This window comes from Pristimantibacillus sp. PTI5 (genome assembly GCF_048572955.1).
GTDB lineage: Bacteria > Bacillota > Bacilli > Paenibacillales > Paenibacillaceae > Pristimantibacillus.
On the sequence record NZ_CP183886.1, the window covers coordinates 6,906,035 to 6,922,197 of the forward strand.

The 16,163-nt window shown below is 48.1% G+C and carries 17 protein-coding genes; 3 read left to right on the forward strand and 14 right to left on the reverse strand.

Annotation, left to right across the window (positions count from 1 at the left end; all coding sequences use genetic code 11):
• Positions 1 to 16: 16 nt before the first annotated feature.
• Positions 17 to 1,405 (forward strand): mandelate racemase/muconate lactonizing enzyme family protein, encoded by a 1,389-nt coding sequence (locus ACN6MW_RS30720; protein WP_419873513.1) that lies wholly within the window; start codon positions 17 to 19, stop codon positions 1,403 to 1,405.
• 133 nt (positions 1,406 to 1,538) lie between these two features.
• Here the strand turns inward: ACN6MW_RS30720 and ACN6MW_RS30725 are convergent, their stop codons facing one another.
• The 8 genes from ACN6MW_RS30725 to ACN6MW_RS30760 all read right to left on the reverse strand — a co-directional run bounded on the left by ACN6MW_RS30725 (position 1,539) and on the right by ACN6MW_RS30760 (position 8,194).
• Positions 1,539 to 1,895 carry a DUF6463 family protein gene (locus ACN6MW_RS30725; RefSeq protein ID WP_419873514.1) on the reverse strand — a complete coding sequence of 119 codons (357 nt, stop codon included), beginning with the start codon at positions 1,893 to 1,895 and terminating at the stop codon, positions 1,539 to 1,541.
• A 33-nt stretch (positions 1,896 to 1,928) separates the two neighbouring features.
• Complete coding sequence (locus ACN6MW_RS30730; protein ID WP_419873515.1) at positions 1,929 to 2,159, reverse strand: hypothetical protein; 231 nt, start codon at positions 2,157 to 2,159, stop codon at positions 1,929 to 1,931.
• 23 nt (positions 2,160 to 2,182) lie between these two features.
• Positions 2,183 to 3,352, reverse strand: coding sequence for an ArsA family ATPase (locus ACN6MW_RS30735; RefSeq protein WP_419873516.1), 1,170 nt, complete (start codon positions 3,350 to 3,352; stop codon positions 2,183 to 2,185).
• Positions 3,353 to 3,405: 53 nt separating this feature from the next.
• Entirely contained in the window at positions 3,406 to 3,882 is a 477-nt protein-coding gene (locus ACN6MW_RS30740; protein WP_419873517.1) for a MarR family winged helix-turn-helix transcriptional regulator, read from the reverse strand.
• Positions 3,883 to 4,080: 198 nt separating this feature from the next.
• Positions 4,081 to 5,079 carry a mannonate dehydratase gene (locus ACN6MW_RS30745; protein WP_419873518.1) on the reverse strand — a complete coding sequence of 333 codons (999 nt, stop codon included), beginning with the start codon at positions 5,077 to 5,079 and terminating at the stop codon, positions 4,081 to 4,083.
• Between the two features lie 23 nt (positions 5,080 to 5,102).
• Positions 5,103 to 6,446: an extracellular solute-binding protein gene (locus ACN6MW_RS30750; RefSeq protein ID WP_419873519.1), complete on the reverse strand. Its 1,344-nt coding sequence runs from the start codon at positions 6,444 to 6,446 to the stop codon at positions 5,103 to 5,105.
• Between the two features lie 39 nt (positions 6,447 to 6,485).
• Complete coding sequence (locus ACN6MW_RS30755; RefSeq protein ID WP_419873520.1) at positions 6,486 to 7,316, reverse strand: carbohydrate ABC transporter permease; 831 nt, start codon at positions 7,314 to 7,316, stop codon at positions 6,486 to 6,488.
• Entirely contained in the window at positions 7,313 to 8,194 is an 882-nt protein-coding gene (locus tag ACN6MW_RS30760; protein ID WP_419876496.1) for a carbohydrate ABC transporter permease, read from the reverse strand. Before ACN6MW_RS30760 ends, ACN6MW_RS30755 begins: the two co-directional genes overlap by 4 nt.
• A 311-nt stretch (positions 8,195 to 8,505) precedes the next feature.
• Here ACN6MW_RS30760 and ACN6MW_RS30765 point away from each other — a divergent pair, with 311 nt between their 5' ends.
• Complete coding sequence (locus tag ACN6MW_RS30765) at positions 8,506 to 9,411, forward strand: RraA family protein (RefSeq protein WP_419876497.1); 906 nt, start codon at positions 8,506 to 8,508, stop codon at positions 9,409 to 9,411.
• A gap of 63 nt (positions 9,412 to 9,474) precedes the next feature.
• Here the strand turns inward: ACN6MW_RS30765 and ACN6MW_RS30770 are convergent, their stop codons facing one another.
• Both ACN6MW_RS30770 and ACN6MW_RS30775 read right to left on the reverse strand, forming a co-directional pair.
• A complete protein-coding gene (locus ACN6MW_RS30770) occupies positions 9,475 to 10,644 on the reverse strand; it encodes a helix-turn-helix domain-containing protein (RefSeq protein ID WP_419873521.1) in 1,170 nt (389 codons plus the stop codon).
• Between the two features lie 45 nt (positions 10,645 to 10,689).
• The gene (locus ACN6MW_RS30775; protein WP_419873522.1) at positions 10,690 to 11,337 is read right to left on the reverse strand and encodes a GntR family transcriptional regulator; all 648 of its coding nucleotides are present in this window, start codon (positions 11,335 to 11,337) and stop codon (positions 10,690 to 10,692) included.
• A 359-nt stretch (positions 11,338 to 11,696) separates the two neighbouring features.
• On the opposite strand from ACN6MW_RS30775, the gene ACN6MW_RS30780 reads away from it, so the two are divergent.
• Positions 11,697 to 12,884: an ROK family protein gene (locus tag ACN6MW_RS30780; protein ID WP_419873523.1), complete on the forward strand. Its 1,188-nt coding sequence runs from the start codon at positions 11,697 to 11,699 to the stop codon at positions 12,882 to 12,884.
• Between the two features lie 103 nt (positions 12,885 to 12,987).
• Here the strand turns inward: ACN6MW_RS30780 and ACN6MW_RS30785 are convergent, their stop codons facing one another.
• The 4 genes from ACN6MW_RS30785 to alr are packed head-to-tail and all read right to left on the reverse strand — an operon-like array spanning position 12,988 to position 16,158.
• Positions 12,988 to 13,143, reverse strand: a complete 156-nt coding sequence (locus ACN6MW_RS30785) for a hypothetical protein (RefSeq protein ID WP_364148352.1) — start codon at positions 13,141 to 13,143, stop codon at positions 12,988 to 12,990.
• A 15-nt stretch (positions 13,144 to 13,158) separates the two neighbouring features.
• Complete coding sequence (locus tag ACN6MW_RS30790) at positions 13,159 to 14,229, reverse strand: acyltransferase family protein (RefSeq protein ID WP_419873524.1); 1,071 nt, start codon at positions 14,227 to 14,229, stop codon at positions 13,159 to 13,161.
• The gene (locus ACN6MW_RS30795; protein ID WP_419873525.1) at positions 14,177 to 15,025 is read right to left on the reverse strand and encodes a D-alanyl-D-alanine carboxypeptidase family protein; all 849 of its coding nucleotides are present in this window, start codon (positions 15,023 to 15,025) and stop codon (positions 14,177 to 14,179) included. Before ACN6MW_RS30795 ends, ACN6MW_RS30790 begins: the two co-directional genes overlap by 53 nt.
• Positions 14,977 to 16,158: an alanine racemase gene (gene alr, locus ACN6MW_RS30800; RefSeq protein WP_419873526.1), complete on the reverse strand. Its 1,182-nt coding sequence runs from the start codon at positions 16,156 to 16,158 to the stop codon at positions 14,977 to 14,979. The genes ACN6MW_RS30795 and alr overlap by 49 nt, the downstream gene beginning before the upstream one ends.
• Positions 16,159 to 16,163: the final 5 nt, after the last annotated feature.

Consider the following 16,163-nt stretch of genomic DNA (forward strand, 5'->3'; position numbering starts at 1 on the left):
CAAGGAGTGACCTTTTGTGTCCAATAACCCATCCTTTGAAGAAACGCTAGCCCATGTCAACACCTTCTCAAGCCCTGCTTCGCTGCGCATTACCGATATTCGCTTCACCGATATTGTTGGCGGTCCGTTTCACAGCAGCTTGATAAAAGTGTATACCAATCAAGGCTTAGTGGGGTTCGGCGAGGTGCGTGACGGTGCCGATAAGGTATACGCGCAAATCCTAAAAGGACGTCTATTAGGTGAAAATCCTTGCAACATCGATAAGATCTTCCGCCGCATCAAGCAGTTTGGCGGCCATGCCCGTCAAGGCGGCGGTGTCAGCGGTCTTGAAATCGCCATGTGGGACTTAGCAGGCAAGGCTTACGGGATTCCCGTTTACCAAATGCTCGGCGGGAAATTCCGGGAGAAAATCCGTATGTATTGCGATACGGAGGTTGTAGGCAAAGATACGGGTACGGCCATGGGATTAGCGCTGAAGAAACGTATGGAGCAGGGTTTCTCCTTCTTGAAAATGGATTTAGGCATCGGCCAAATCATTAATGAGCCCGGTACGCTCAGCGCGCCGGTTGGCTTCATCGATGAAATGCGCAATGCGGCGAAAAACCGCTACAGCAACAATCACGATACGCTGACGGATGAAGAAATTCGCGATATCCGTAACCAGCATTACGACATTCACAATATCCCCCACCCTTTCACGGCGATTCATGTGACGGAAAAAGGACTGGATATGCTCGAGCAATATGTGGCTGACGTACGCGCGGTCATCGGCTATGAAGTCCCTCTTGCGGTAGACCATTTTGGCCATATCGGACTTGAGGATTGCATAAAGCTTGGACGACGCGTTGATAAGTTCAATCTGGCTTGGATGGAGGATATGCTCCCTTGGCAATATACCGATCAGTATGCCAAGCTTGCGCGCGCCGTTGCCACTCCGATCTGTACAGGCGAGGATATCTATCTGAAGGAAAATTTCCGTCCGCTGCTGCAAGCTGGCGGCGTATCGGTTATTCACCCTGACGTACTAACGACCGGCGGCATATTGGAAACGAAGAAAATTGGCGATATGGCGCAGGAATACGGCGTAGCCATGGCCATCCATATGGCAGAGAGCCCGATTGCCTGCCTGGCTGCCGCCCATGTTGCAGCCGCAACGGAGAACTTCCTCGCGCTTGAATATCATTCCTGCGAGGTGCCTTGGTGGGATGATATCATTATCAGCAGCAAGCTTCCGAAGAACCTCGTTCAGAATGGCTTTATTCATATGAGCGACGCGCCTGGGCTGGGCATCGATGATCTAAACGATGAGGTGCTTGCTCAGCATCTTCATCCGAAAATTCCAGGCCTGTGGGAGCCCACCGACAACTGGAACCACTACCACTCCAACGATCGGCTGTGGAGCTAGCCATTTCTGCACCCAGTGCTTGAAAAATGATGCTTTTGTAAAAAAAACGGAAATGAAAAACGACAGCCGTGGACGTGAATATCAGTCCTTGGCTGCCGTTTTTTTATTAACAAAAGATTCTTTTTGACCCATCTTATTTTTTGATAATTAGGTAAGCTTGCGGGATACCCAACCAAAATCCGGATACCGGCATTAGAATCACACCGGTCACGCAGATGACTAGGAAACACCAACCGACTGAACTAGGCAGCTCAATCCCCTTCGTCTTAACCACCCACCCGATAACGAATGCCAAGAAAACCACGAAAAGGCCGCTGAATAGAAACCAGATTGCCGCTGCTCTTGGATAATCCTCCCCCACCGCATTAAAAATGCCTGCATTCACAATCTCTTTTAATGGATTCCAGAATACAATAAACCCCACAATAATATGTAAATAACCAGTCAATCCAAGCAATAATCCGCTTTGTCTTTTTAGCCCTGTGACCATATGGCACTCCTCCATAAATGTGTTAGAACTTGCTTAGTCACTAATCTGTACTTTGCGTAATTCTTGCCCCGCACTTGCCTTTTTTTCCGTTTCTTCGATTATTTCGACCGCGCTTTCGATTATGCCCTGCACGCCAAGTAATGCCTCTTTGCATGATCCAAGCATATGCCGGCGAACCCCGTGTTTTTTCAACTGTTCATCGAACCGTTCGATGGCATGACTCATTTGGACCAGCCTTTCGGCAATCTTATTTAAATCGTTCATAGCAGCCTCCTCCTTTGCCTTGCTTACTTATTCGTCGCAAAACGGACAGACAGCTTTCCTTCGGAAAATTTCGCGCCTTCAACCGTGGATCCCAGCAATGCCCGTGGCAAAATAACTTTACGTTTATAAGAACCGACATGGAGCGTTAACTCTTCTCCCTTTTGCGTTAGGTCAATGGATTGCTTATCCACGAAAGGAATATCCACGTAGAGATGATAAGCATCATCGACTTTACGGATTTCTTCGGTTCGCCCAACGTACATGATTTGCATCGGATCGTTATTTTCAAATAAATGTTCGCCGACTTGGTCCAGCATCTGCAATCCGCACACTTCAGACGTCATGAGCGGTACGCGCAAAATCGGCAGCGGGCTGAAATTCTCCATAATTTCTTCTTCGTAGCGGCGATGAAGCTGATGCCATTGCGCTAAATATCCTTCAGACGCTTCATCCGGCAAAATTCGATTGACAATAATCGCGTCCGTATGGAAGCCGAACAAATTAAGGTAAGTAAAGGAACGCTTGGCCTCGGAGATCACCATCTTCTCGGGATTTAGCACAATACGCACGGATGTCATAGCCGGATCCAGCAGCAAGCCCTGCATTTCGCTCATGTCGTTGACCAAGGAAGCGATGCTGTCCATTACGTCTTCACTCGGCAGCTCGTAGCTGGTAAAAACCTTGGTAACCGGTCTTAATACTTTGACCAGCCGGCGTTCATGCGGAAAGATTTTCTCCATCCACCATTCCAGCACATTCGGATAACTAAGCAGCCGCAGCGTTTCACCCGTGGGTGCGCAATCGACGATGAGCGCGTCAAATTGATCGCTTTGGGCATGCCGTTTAATTTGCAATAAGCTGAACAGTTCTTCCATGCCTGGAAAAACAATCATTTCATCTGTCGTAATATCCCTTAGATTGGCCTTATCCATTAGCTTAGCCAGCCAGGCCTGCACCACTCCCCAATTTCGTTCACATTCACGCAAGCTATTTACTTCCTGCCCCCACAAAAACTCCGATATTTGAACCGGATCCGGACCTAGCGCTACGCCGAAGGCGTCTGCCAAGCTATGTGCCGCATCCGTGCTCAAAATGAGCGTTCGTTTGCCTTGTTTAGCCATTTTCACTGCCGTAGCTGCCGCGATACTGGTCTTGCCGACGCCGCCTTTTCCTGTATAAATGATAATTCTCATCGTCCACACCCTCTCATTTAGTACGATTTCGTATTAATTTATCAAAAAAAAGCTTAGTCATCGATACGAATACGTTTGACGCTGCTTTCCTTTACATCTTTTTCTTGTATTTCGCTATTTCTAAATGCTTTCATAATCTTAAACACGAGCGATAGGAACTGCTCCATCTCTTCAGCCGTTAACGCTTGTTCCACACGGTGTAGGTTGACATCCATGATTTTGCGCGCTTCCGCGGCAACTTTTTTTCCTTCTTCCGTCATGCGAACCAACGTAATGCGCTGATCCTTCATGGAACTGAAGCGTTCGATATACCCTTTTTTCTCCAAACGCTTGGCGATACTAGTCATCGAGCTAAGCGGCGCTCCCAGCTCAGCCGACAGCTCCGACATCGCTAGTTCACTGCGGAACGATAAGATAAGCAGCGTGGTCAGCTCGGAGCGGTTCAAATTCCGTTCAAGCGTGGCCGTTTCTGAGAAAAAAGAAAAGGGACGCAAACCTGTTTTGAGGAGGATGTCGTAAAGCTGCTGCATAAAAAAAGCTCCTTTTAGTACGAAAGTGAAGTATTATGGTTTTATGTTATTACGATATCGTAGTAAAGTCAATAGCCTTTTGGAGCCATAAAAAAAGCATCCTCTTTCCGCGTGCAGCGCGGATAGAAGATGCTCTTCTTTTCTGCCGTATGTTCAGCTGATACGAAACTCTTGATCAAAAACGCTTAATGCAGCTTCTTATACGCTAATGCTTGCCACGGCGCCTGATGCTGCTTTAGCTGCGGATGCCGCTTCCATTAAGCCGCGAATATAACCGATGCCGTATAACCGCCCCAGCAGCTCGTAACCCGGATTCGTGTTGTCCTCGCCTTCCATGGTCGGCACATGATCCGGTCTCGCCGGACCGTTAAACCCGACCTCGTAATACGTATGCATGGACTCGAGCATATTCGTTTTACCGTCATCATGAAAGGTTTCCTCGAATTTTTCCGGCGTTCCTTTGACATCGCGGAAATGAACGAAAAATAACTTATCTTGTTTGGCAAACTGGCGGATCACGCTCGGAATATCATCCCCTGCCGTAGCTAACGTGCCTTGGCATAACGTAATTCCGTTATAATCGCTGGGAACTAAATCGATGGCCCGCTGGAGGGCAGCGCTGCTGGTCAAAATTCGCGATACGCCTCGGATAGGCGTAATAGGTGGATCATCGGGATGAAGCGCGAGCTTCACCTTCGCCTTCTCCGCAACAGGAACGATTTGCTCCATAAAATAGTGAATGTTTTCCCACAGCTGCTCCTCGCTCACCAGCCCTGCATCCGTCAAAGGAGCATCTTTCATTAAGCTGTGGTCATAGCTGGATACAAGTGCTCCGCCGCGCGTACGCGTCGTTGTCGATGTCCGGAACCAATTAAACTGCGCCATAAAGTTATAACAGAGAACAGGAATGCCTGCTGCGCCCATATTGGTTATGAATTGCTGGAACACCTCTATCTCCGCATCGCGCCCTGCGGTTCCGAGTTTAATCTCGTTGCTTGGCGGCATCGATTCAATGACGGATAGCGCAAGGCCGGAATCGGCATACCGCTGCTTCATTCGAATCAGGGGCATGAGATCCCATGGTTTTTCCAGCTTCTCCTCCCAAGGCAAACCTCCGACAGCATGGTCTACGCCAAGCTGCTTTGCCAATTGCCATAGACGGTTAGGCTGTGACGAGAAAAATTCTGCTAATTGCATGCTTTAAGCACCTCTTTCTTCTATTATTGGCCGCCTGCTTTGGCTGCCAGCTCTTTGCCCATCTTATCAATCTTATTGAACGCATCCTCAATGGATTGTTGTCCGAACGTAACGGCCTCCATTTCCTTCCTGTACGCATCCACCCACTCCGAGAACCCTGCAGCCGGCGGATAGAAAGGCAAAGCCTTGTCTAGCGATAAATCATAGATTTCCTTGCCAAGCTTATCTTTGGCTTCAAGCGTCGGCTCAAGGTCCTTGTATACATCCGGATTAATCGGAATACCGCGTGTTAAGCCAAGCGCCTGTCCGGCTTCTTTATCCGAAATGAACCATTTGACGAATTTTTTCGCTTCATCCTTGTTTTTGGAGTTCGCGCTCACGCTTAAGAAAATCGTAGATTGCGCCCATCCGCCGCCGGATGGTCCGACAGGCAGGTTCACAACGCCTACTTTCCCAGGCATCAGCTGCTCCAAAGCGCTGACGGAACCCGTTGTCGCGCCGCGGGTCATGACCACGCCGGATGCCATCGGATCGGCCTGCGGATCATTTTCAAGGAAGGCTGCTGCTTTGTCGGCTGGCGGTACGATTTTGGCTTTGCGGAATTCCTCGTACGTTTGGTAGAAGGTCATAAATAAATCCTTGTCGAGCGTGAAGGTTTTGCCTCCGTCGGACATAACCGGCGGTTTGCCCATCGAAGTCTGGTAATAGTTGAAGCTATCCCATGTCGTCGTATCTCCGATTGGATATTTCCCTTCCGGCAGCTTCGCTCTCGCGTCTCTCGCCCATTGGAAAAACTCATCATAGGTCCAGTCCTTATGCGGGAGCGGAATGCCATATTGCTCCAGCTCGGTTTTATTGAAGGCGATGCCCTGCGCGTTTTGGCTAAGCGGAATACCATACAGCTTTCCGTCGATTTGTAAATTCGAAATCACATTAGGGTCAACAATGCCGCTTAGATCAATATCAGAGAGATCCTCTAATTGACCGCGCGATACGTATTCTTGAATGTAAGCCGCATCCATTTGCAAAACGTCCGTAATGGACTTAGACGCAGCAAGCGTCGGAAGCTTTTGCCAGAAGGCATCCCATGCCATGAATTCCGGTTTAAAATTTACGTTCGCATTTTGTTTCGTATAGATCTCAAGCGCTTTTTTCGTTGCCTCGTGACGCGCATCGGGCCCCCACCACATAATGCTTAGGGTTGTCGCTCCGCCTGCATCTCCTTTATTATCCGGTGCTTCCGTCGCGTTCGTGCCTTCGTTCGTTGGCTTTCCGTTGTTATTGCCGCCCCCGCCGCTGCAAGCCGACAATACGATGACCAGAACCAGCATCAGTAACCCAAAGCTCCTTGACCAACCTTTGACCATTCACAAACATCCCCTTTATTTGGTTAAAATAGGTTGCCGTTATCCTTTTAAGCCGGTTGTCGCGATGCCTTCGACAAAATGCTTCTGGGCCAGGAAAAAGATGATAACCGAAGGAAAGATCGACAGCAGGGACATCGCAAGGAGCTGTCCCCATTGGATGTCGAATTGATCGATGAACATCCGCAGCGCCAAGCCGACGGTAAACTTATCGACGGAGCTTAAGTACAGAACTTGGGCGAAGAAATCATCCCAGCTCCAGATGAATGTAAAGATAGCGACCGTGACCAGCGCCGGCTTCAGCAATGGCAGGACAATGCGCCAAAAAATGCCATACACGCTTGCCCCGTCAATCGTTGCAGCCTCATCGAGATCCTTTGGAATGCCGCGGATGAATTGCACGAGCAGGAAGATAAAGAATGCGCCTCCCCCAAAGAAATGCGGAAGCACCAGAGGAACGTAACTATCGACAAACCCCAGCTTGTTAAACAATATGTACTGGGGAACGACCGTTACTTGTCCCGGAAGCATCATCGTGAGCAGCAGGATCGAGAACCACATGCCGCGCAGCTTGAAATTCAACCTTCCGAAGCCATAGGCGACAATGGCTGCCGTGGCAACGCCGCCAAGCACGTTTCCAAGCTCCATGAGCAGCGTATTGCCAAAGAAATGGGCAAAGGTATACTCGGACGAGAAATGCCAGCCATCCCAGTAATTGCTCCACATCGGCTTCGACGGCCAGATCGTCGGCAGGCTGAGCTCCTCCGTTTTTTTTAGCGAGGCCCCTGCCCACCAAATTACGGGATACAGCATCAGAAAGGAGAAAACGGTTAAATAGACATGGCTCGAAAGCTTAGAGCGCAGCGAATTCATTTTGTTTTCCCCCCGTCCGATTCGTAGAAGACCCAATATTTGGATGCCATAAAGTTAATGACCGTAAGGATCGCGACTATCGTCAGCAAAACCCATGCCAATGCCGACGCGTATCCCATCTGGTAATGCTTGAATGCCTTCTCGTAAAGAAACATCGCATACATATACGTAGAGTTGATCGGCCCGCCCTTGGTGATAATGAAAGCGGATGTAAACGTCTGGAAGGAACCGATGATGCCGAGCACTAAGTTGAAAAACATGACCGGTGACAGCATCGGCAGCGTGATGCTGATGAATTTCCTTACTTTTCCCGCGCCGTCCACGGATGCCGATTCATACAACTCTTGCGGCACCTGCTTTAAGCCGGCTAGGAAAATAACCATCGTCGAACCGAATTGCCAGGTATTGAGCAATATCAAGGTCCCGAGCGATGTATCCGGATTGGAAATCCATCCGACGCCTTCAATTCCGAACCAAGCGAGCACTTGATTGATATAGCCGTCGATGCCGAACATATTACGCCAAAGAGCGGCTACCGCTATGCTCCCTCCGATTAAGGACGGAAAATAAATCGCTGTGCGGTAAATATTCATGCCTCTCATGTTTTTGTTGAGGGCTAACGCAACCATTAGCGAGAAAAACAACTTAAGCGGAACCGAGAACAGCACGAACATAAAGGTGACGCTAAGCGATTTCGTAAAGGTGGCATCACTCGTAAATATTTTCGAATAGTTGTCCGTACCTGTCCAAACGGGATCCTCCAGCAATGAATATTCAGTGAAGGACAAATAAAACGATTGTGCAATCGGCCACAGCGTCAGCAGCAAAAAGCCAATCAGCCATGGGGAGATAAAGACGTATCCTGCTAAATGATGCATCCCCTTATCTTTCCGCTTTGGCTTTGCGAGTCTGCTTACCCGTTCTATATGGTTTGCTCTCTCCGTTTTCACTCCAATCATCTCCTCCCCTTTCATGGATAATGTTCTCTAACTTTATACGAAAGCGGTTACAGGGTTGAAGGGGAGGAATTTATGAATTCGTTTGTTTTTATATAGTGTGAAAAATTCATAGATTGGCGAAAAATGCCTTAAGAAAGTCGCATCGACAAATACTTGAATGTCCCTAACAATAGACTTAGGAAGCAAGCCACACCAGCCTTCACCATACTATTGCGAGAGAGGTGCTCATGATGAAATTTGATAATCCGGAAGATATGATTCAGCTTACGCCGCTTTGGGAGGGTGAACGTTTTCCTAATGGACGCCCCAAGGTATCCGAGGATGTCCTTCGCCGCATGCGGAAAATTACGTTGGAGGAAGCCTGGGGACCGCTCTGGAACAGAGGTTATGCCTTTCAATTCGAGGGTGATTTCAAAATCGTACATCCTAATAACGTGATGGTTGGCCGTGCCGTTACAGCTGTGATGGTGCCTAAGCGTCCCGATCTGCATGAAACCTTGCTCAAGCATGGACATGAGCACGAGGATCGCAAGGGCTTCTTCAATCAGTGGGTCATCGATGCATTAGTTGAGGATGACGTAGCCGTCGTGGACATGTTCGACAAAGTTCATCTCGGCACTTATGTAGGCGGGAATTTGTCGACGGCGATCTCGACACGGACCAAACGCGGCGGAGCCGTCATCTGGGGCGGCATTCGCGATAATCAGCAGATCGTTGAAATTGATAATATCAACGTCTTCTATCGAGGCAGCGATCCGACCGCTATCGCCGACGTGACGATGGTTGGCATGAACGTGCCGACACGGATCGGCAAAGCAATATGCATGCCTGGCGATGTTGTGCTTGGCACGCCGTCAGGAGTGATTTTCATCCCTCCTCATCTGGCTGAGCTGACGGTTGTGCAAGCGGAGAAATCACAGGTGCGCGATGTGTTCGGGTTCGTCCGACTTCGCGACAGCGTCTATTCGACCGCGCAAATCGATGCCGCCTGGGATGTATCGCTTTGGTCTGATTTCTTGAACTGGTTCGAAAATGATGCCGCGGCTGCGGAATACCGTCATCTTACATGGGATACGGAGCTTGCGGATGCACAAAAAGCGGAACGGAACGGCCCGCAGAGCGATGTTCGCCTCTAATTGGAAAACCAAAAAAGGACTCCGGCAGGCAGCGTTATTGCCGAAAGAGTCCTTTTTTTCTCTTTATTTTCCGACTGATTCCCGGTATTCGCTCGGCGACAGCCCAACCTTCTTCTTGAAAATTTGGCTAAAATAGCGCGGATCCTGGTAGCCGACCTTTTCCGCAACCTCATAGTTTTTGAAATGCGTGCTTTTCAGCATATCCTTTGCTTTATCGATACGAATATCGGTCAAATGCTCGATAAACGTCTTGCCCGTGTTCGTTTTGAATAACAGGCTTAAGTAGGTTGGCGTCATGTATACCTTTTGGGCAACGCTTTGGAGCGAGGCGAACTGGCATTCCTGCTCCATATGGTGAATCGTTTTTTTGATAATGCTGCGATGGGTCTCTTTCTGGCTGTGAGACAGCACGTCCTTTAATCCGATGAGAAAATGAGTGACATAATGCTTGATTTCTTCCAGCGTTTCCAGTTTTACGATCGACATAACGTCGAATCGTTCATAGGCGATGACATTCTCCGTTTCCGCAAGCACTCTTTTCTCGATCCCGACCAAAAGCCTAACCGTCAGATCGTAAACGATTTGCGTATCCAGCGGCCCCTTATGCAGCAGCTCGCCATAAAACAGCTGCACGCATTGAACGATTTCCTCCGTTGTTTCGGCCGATTTATAAGCGTCGTACAGCTCCTTCTCTTTATCGGAAGGATACTGCTGCAGCGATTCGTAGCGTCCGAGCTCGCTGTAGCAAATAATCGTGCCCGTCCCCCGGTAAAATTTATGCCGAAGCGCTCGCGAAGCTTGCCGGTAGGAATGAACGATGTCGTACAGGTGGCTGCAGGGTTTTCCTACGCCAATATTGATCGGCTGCAGGAACTGCTCCTTTAACATGACCTGAATCTTTTGAATCTGTTCTTTGGATACCCAGGAAAAGAGAAGGCCGACCCTTCCCTCTTCATCCACGAATACAACGCTGCCATCCGATATATTTTTCTGCAAGTAGTCCCTCATTTGCTCCAGGTACAAAATCTTTTCATGTTCATCATCAAAATGAGCGGTCGGCTCAAGCAAAGCCATAGCCGGAAAAGTGTAATAAGGATTTAATTGCAGCCGAGATAAACTATCCTTTAAATCTGATTTAACGGCACCGGTATCCGACACCAAATTGCGCAAAAAACGATCTCTCATCCATGTAAGAATTACATCTTCTTTAAATAATAATCCCTCGCTCAGCATACTCCACTACCCCTTTTGTAAGGTTGACTTGCGAGATGCATGACACTAATTGAGATGAATCATTTTATAGGAATGCATGTGCTCGACAAACGTTTGCTCCGCTAAGACCGTGTCGCCGGATCGCAGTACCTCTACGAGCCTTAGATGCCAATCGGCAAGTTCATCGGTTGAATAATGACGATTGGAGATCGCCATAAAACGCATAACCTTGATCCGCATCCGGTTCCAAAGCTCAAGGATCATATGATTATCGCAGCGTCTATAGAAGAATCCATGGAACTCCATATCGAGCTCTAGTATGTTTAAGATATCGTTTTGTTCATGTGCAAGGTCCATTTTGTGAATGATGTCTTCTAAGTAAAGGAAATCCTCCTCGGTTAAATGCTCCATGGATCTCCGAACGGCAAAACCTTCGATAATTTCACGAAGCTCGAAAATATCCCTGATTTCTTTGGAGGTTATATTAGAGACTACGGAGCCTTTGTTGGGAATTCCGGTAATGAAACCTGCCGACTTCAATCGCTCCAGCGCCTCTCGAACAGGTGCTTGGCTAATATTGAACTTTTTAGCGATCTCAAGCACGAGCAGTCGCGCGCCCGGCTGCAGGTCTCCAGCTAGAATTTCCTTCTTCAATGTGGTATACACATGCTCGCTGATCGAGTTTACTGGTGAAATAGGTACGTTTCCATACATGCTACTCACATCTCCGTTTCATATTATCGATTATCGATAATACAGATCAAAAAAAAGAAAGCGTTCCCATATTCGATGAAAAAAAAAGATCCGTCACTTTAACCTCCTTCACTCTCAGATTATCGATAATTTGCTTATAGGGTAATTATAGAACTTCTTTTCTTCCATAACAACCGAATACTTTGTCGAATCTTGATAAGTTTCGTATTCTTTTCTATGTCTTCCGATCATTCCATCCGTCTTTAGTCCGTAGTTCCATTAAAAAATATCCGGACTGTCTAGTCATGCTTCCTTCCAGGGCATATAATAGAGATTGATTTATATCCGATATAATTACTTGGACAATTGGAGAAACAATAATGAATATGAAACATCCAACCATAAAAAAACAAGTTTTTGATTTTATTATCCGAAATGGCTTAGTCTCCAAAGCCGCGCTAATGGACCGGCTAACCGTTACAAGCACCAGCCTTTCTAGGCTGCTGGAGGAATTGCTGACAGACGGCCTTATTCTGGCATCCGAATTGGGACGCTCTACCGGAGGCCGAAAACCGATTCTATATCGCGTAAATCCGGAACACCGCGCAGTGTTTGGTTTGGAAATATCCCGATTCTCCTCCTCGATCGGCTTATACGACCTTAATCTAAAGCCGCTGGCTTTCGAGCGTTGGAAGATGGACGAACGAATGACGCCGGAGACATTGCTAACCAAGATTACGAAGCTGGCCGAGCGCATGCTGAGCGATTGCGGGATCGAACGAAATAAAGTGATTGGAATCGGAATCGGTGCGGTTGGGCCCTTAAGCCGCGAGGACGGAATTATGCTGAAGCCGCGTTATTTTCCGGCGGAGGGCTGGAGCAATGTGCCCATTTGCGAATGGCTCGAACAGCGTCTCGGATTGCCGGCCCTGCTCGATAACGGTGCTAACACGGCTATCATCGGTGAGCACTGGGCGCTTCGCAATGAAGAAGTCAAGCATATGCTCTATGTCCATGCCGGCGTCGGTCTCCGAACCTCGATGATGTCAGGAGGCCAAATTGTCAGAGGCGCCGTTGACATGGAGGGCTCCTTTGGACAGATGATCATTCAGACGGACGGACCGAGGCTTGGGGACGAGGGGAATTACGGAGCACTAGAAGCGCTTGTATCCATCCCTGCGCTGGAGAAGCAGATACGTTCCCAGCTGAAGCTCGGCCGGGTTAGCTCGCTTTCAGGTATTACGCCGGAGGAAATTCAATTTGACGCCTTGCAGAAGGCTTACCGGCTGAAGGATTCCTTCATTACGGAGCAGTTTCTGCAAACAGCCACTTACCTAGGGATTGGCATTGCCAATCTCATTAATATTTTGCACCCGGAGGCTGTTATCCTCGGCGGTCCGCTCGTTAACGTACATAAGAGCATTTACGAAACGGTCATACAGGTTGCGCGCAGCAATATTTATTACTCCCCGCAATACGAGCCGAAATTTACGCAAGGTCAGCTGACCGAGGATGCCGTAACTGCCGGCGCAGCCATTATGCTGCTCCAGGAATGGGAGCTAAGCTAGAAAACCGAGAGAATGATGGCGAAGCGCAGGCCCGCAACGTTCTTTTAAATTCCTTTAAATAATAAAAGACAAAACATCCTTTCGGATGTTTTGTCCTTCACCGTTACGAATCTTTTGAACGATTAGCCATATCGATGATCATTACGATAAGCATGAGCAGTTGAATGAGCAGATCGATACTCATTGCAATCCCTCCCTGCTGCAGGTAATGCTCCTTCGCTGCGGCCTCTCCTCCCGTTAAATCTAACTTAACGAACATCTCCCGCTATTATGTCTATGGTCGAAATTTGAATTTTATGACGGATAATCTTACGGCCGCGGCAGCCATTACGACAGACACCAGGCATACCGTGACAAAATGCATGACGCTGTTTGCGATGAACAACGTTTCAAGCTTCGCGGCTTCAGCCGCTCCGCGAACCAGTACGATCGCAATAGGATGCAAAATATAGATCCACACCCGCCACTCCCGAAATGCTTTACCTGAACTCGCATTCCAACTTAATGCCCATTGGAATAAAAAATAGGCAGCGGGCAATGCAAACACATACATGCTGTCATGACGGGGATATTCCGCTGCTTTTAACAGGATACCCTCGGCCAGCATAAGCACCAGACCTAAGAAAAACAAGCTGGCATTCCCTTTCGGCTTTATCGCTGGCGCAGGTCGCTTCGCTGCATAGGCACCCAGCATGATATAAATAGGCGCATAAAATATACCATTGCGGGTATAATCAAAAACCAAAAACATCGACTCGTAAAGCTGATGAAGGCCGGCTGCCCTCACCGTTAATCCGTAGTAGCTATCTCCGAGCAGTCCGATGCTGTAAAGGCAGACTCCGATCATGAGCAGCTTAGGAAGAGACATTTTCCGGTACATGGCATAAGTCAAACCAAGACCGATGATCAGAGCAGGCAAATACCATAAATGATAAAACGTTCCGTTAAAAATAAGATCTTTTAAGAGAGCAAGCGGCGTAAAGCTTTCCGAGAAGTATCCTTTGTACACATTAAGAGGAAGATACAGCAATATTGCAATTCCGTATAAGACAGTTATTTTCTTAATATAAGCTAGAAATGCACTATGGTCCTTAGAAGGATCGCCAGACAGCTTTCGAAAGAAAAAGAAACCAGTGGACATAAAAAATAGAGGAACGGCTATCCGAGTCAGAACCCCGCTGAGCAGAAAATCCGCATAGGCATGGTAAGCATGCAGCGGGCCGGTATGGTTGGCTACGACCAATAACGCAGTTGCAAATTTCAGCCAATCCAGTCCGTTGTAATTTGGTTTATCAAGCACGGGCAGTATAACCTTTGCCGGTGAACGCGGAAATAATAAAACCATCCCGATTATTGCCTGATAGCCGGTAATGCTCACAGCTTATGATCGGAATAGCCGTATAGGGCCCCTCTTCAGCCGGAACGTAATAAATCTCGACGCGAAGACTTTCATTTTCAAACTTGAAACGTTCTCCATCGTTGGTGAATTTTTGTAAAAAATCGATGTATTCCTCTAGGCACCATTCGTTTTTCTCCATCAATACGGCATGCGGAAATCCAACATAACGGAAATGCCAGGGCTCGCAGGCTATATTCGTTATCTGTTCCTTTCCCTCCTTATACCGCTGAATGAACCCAAATTGCGCGGCCAGCTGTTTAAAGAACCTATAAATTCCGCTGTCCGGAAAGGAAGGCGCGATAAAATCAACATCCTTGTCGGCCTTTCCAACGTCGATCGCGAGACCGGTTTGGTGTTCGCTTTGATCCGGCAGCGCAACGTAGCTTGCCGTATACTCCGGGCCGTTTTCAACCCATGAGCTTTCATAAATATGCGCCTGCTCCTCCTTTGTGCGATACCCGCTGACAGCGACAATATCTTCCATGCCTTGGCAAGCATCAAGAAGAGAAATGAGATGATGCAAGCAGGATTTTTCCAAAAGCATGCCGTCCTGCAGCACTTTTAAGCTTGGGTTCACGCTAAGCGGCAGCAGTTTGTCGGAGGAAATCGTTTTCCGAATAGGATGTTCGCGATTGACCAAAACAAGCTGTCCCCCGTAAATTTCGGTTCGTTTAACTTGGACGAACGTAGGCTCTACATGACGGCCTTCTTGTAAATCGACTGTACGTTTCGATTGCCCCATTTAGCGCCGGCCTCCTCTTTGCATGTATCGTTCGTATAGTTCCTCGCTACCCTCTCGGTTATGGAAGTTGAAACTTCTTGCGCAACGCCCCCGATATGAGCGGCCAGCTCATCGAAGGTAATCTCTTCTGATCCTTGGCTCCCAATCAAGGTCACTGCTGTCCCTATTTCACATGGTCCTGGCAGACGAACCATTAACTGATCCATGCAGATTTTGCCGATAACAGGGGCACGCTTCCCGCCTACGAGCAGCTCGGTATTCTGCATCCGTTGAGACCAACCATCCGCATAGCCGATTGGCACGGTACCGATCCATTCATCCGCTTCCGCGCAATAACTATTGTCGTATCCCAGCCATTCTCCTTTGTTCAGCTTTTTCACATGAATGAGCCGGCTATGCAAGCTAAATGCGGGTTTCAGCTTTAAAGACGGTAATAGCTGCTGCGGATAAAAACCATACATGGCTGCACCGATTCTCACCATATCCATTGCCAATGAAGGAAAGCGCAGCGCAGCCGCGCTGCCGGCGCAGTGATAGTGATTAACGGAGAGGCATGAGGCATAGCTCCAGTTCATCATTTCCGTAAACCGTTTCGTTTGCAGCTCTAAAAATGCCCTATCCGCATTGCCCGCTGTTGCAAAATGCGTATAAAATCCATCGATCACAATGTCGGCCTCCCTGATTAAAGGAACAAGCTCTTCCCACTCTTCTTTCGTTTTCACGCCGATTCTTCCTAGTCCCGTATCCATCTTAATATGCAATTTCAGCTTTTTCGCAGGTGATAGCGGCTTGTATTTTCTCATTTCCTTAAGCCATGCCGCACTCGCAACCGTTAGCATTAAATCATAGACTAACGCCAGCTGCACATCCTCGGGATTTATTGGCGTCAAAATAAGTATAGGCAGCGTGATGTCATTTGCCCGGAGCCGGAGCGCTTCTTCTAAATGGGCAACGGCTAAATAATCGGCGCCGGCTATTTCAGCCATCCGTACTGTCTCCAAGTCGCCGTGGCCATAGCCGTTAGCTTTAACAACCGCCATTAGCTTGACGCTGCTTGGAAGAGATTGACGTATTTTCAGCAAATTCTCGCGTATATGGTTCAAACTAACTTCAGCCCATGTATTTAATGACATTTGGT

Bases quoted from the DNA above. Each gene is read 5' to 3' on its own strand.
- ACN6MW_RS30785 (WP_364148352.1), bottom strand. From the start codon at position 13,143: ATGTTCGTTAAGTTAGATTTAACGGGAGGAGAGGCCGCAGCGAAGGAG.
- ACN6MW_RS30725 (WP_419873514.1), bottom strand. From the start codon at position 1,895: ATGGTCACAGGGCTAAAAAGACAAAGCGGATTATTGCTTGGATTGACT.
- ACN6MW_RS30745 (WP_419873518.1), bottom strand. From the start codon at position 5,079: ATGCAATTAGCAGAATTTTTCTCGTCACAGCCTAACCGTCTATGGCAA.
- ACN6MW_RS30750 (WP_419873519.1), bottom strand. From the start codon at position 6,446: ATGGTCAAAGGTTGGTCAAGGAGCTTTGGGTTACTGATGCTGGTTCTG.
- ACN6MW_RS30770 (WP_419873521.1), bottom strand. From the start codon at position 10,644: ATGCTGAGCGAGGGATTATTATTTAAAGAAGATGTAATTCTTACATGG.
- ACN6MW_RS30735 (WP_419873516.1), bottom strand. From the start codon at position 3,352: ATGAGAATTATCATTTATACAGGAAAAGGCGGCGTCGGCAAGACCAGT.
- ACN6MW_RS30730 (WP_419873515.1), bottom strand. From the start codon at position 2,159: ATGAACGATTTAAATAAGATTGCCGAAAGGCTGGTCCAAATGAGTCAT.
- ACN6MW_RS30775 (WP_419873522.1), bottom strand. From the start codon at position 11,337: ATGTATGGAAACGTACCTATTTCACCAGTAAACTCGATCAGCGAGCAT.
- ACN6MW_RS30790 (WP_419873524.1), bottom strand. From the start codon at position 14,229: ATGGTTTTATTATTTCCGCGTTCACCGGCAAAGGTTATACTGCCCGTG.
- ACN6MW_RS30795 (WP_419873525.1), bottom strand. From the start codon at position 15,025: ATGGGGCAATCGAAACGTACAGTCGATTTACAAGAAGGCCGTCATGTA.
- ACN6MW_RS30765 (WP_419876497.1), top strand. From the start codon at position 8,506: ATGAAATTTGATAATCCGGAAGATATGATTCAGCTTACGCCGCTTTGG.
- ACN6MW_RS30780 (WP_419873523.1), top strand. From the start codon at position 11,697: ATGAATATGAAACATCCAACCATAAAAAAACAAGTTTTTGATTTTATT.
- ACN6MW_RS30740 (WP_419873517.1), bottom strand. From the start codon at position 3,882: ATGCAGCAGCTTTACGACATCCTCCTCAAAACAGGTTTGCGTCCCTTT.
- ACN6MW_RS30760 (WP_419876496.1), bottom strand. From the start codon at position 8,194: ATGCATCATTTAGCAGGATACGTCTTTATCTCCCCATGGCTGATTGGC.
- ACN6MW_RS30755 (WP_419873520.1), bottom strand. From the start codon at position 7,316: ATGAATTCGCTGCGCTCTAAGCTTTCGAGCCATGTCTATTTAACCGTT.
- alr (WP_419873526.1), bottom strand. From the start codon at position 16,158: ATGTCATTAAATACATGGGCTGAAGTTAGTTTGAACCATATACGCGAG.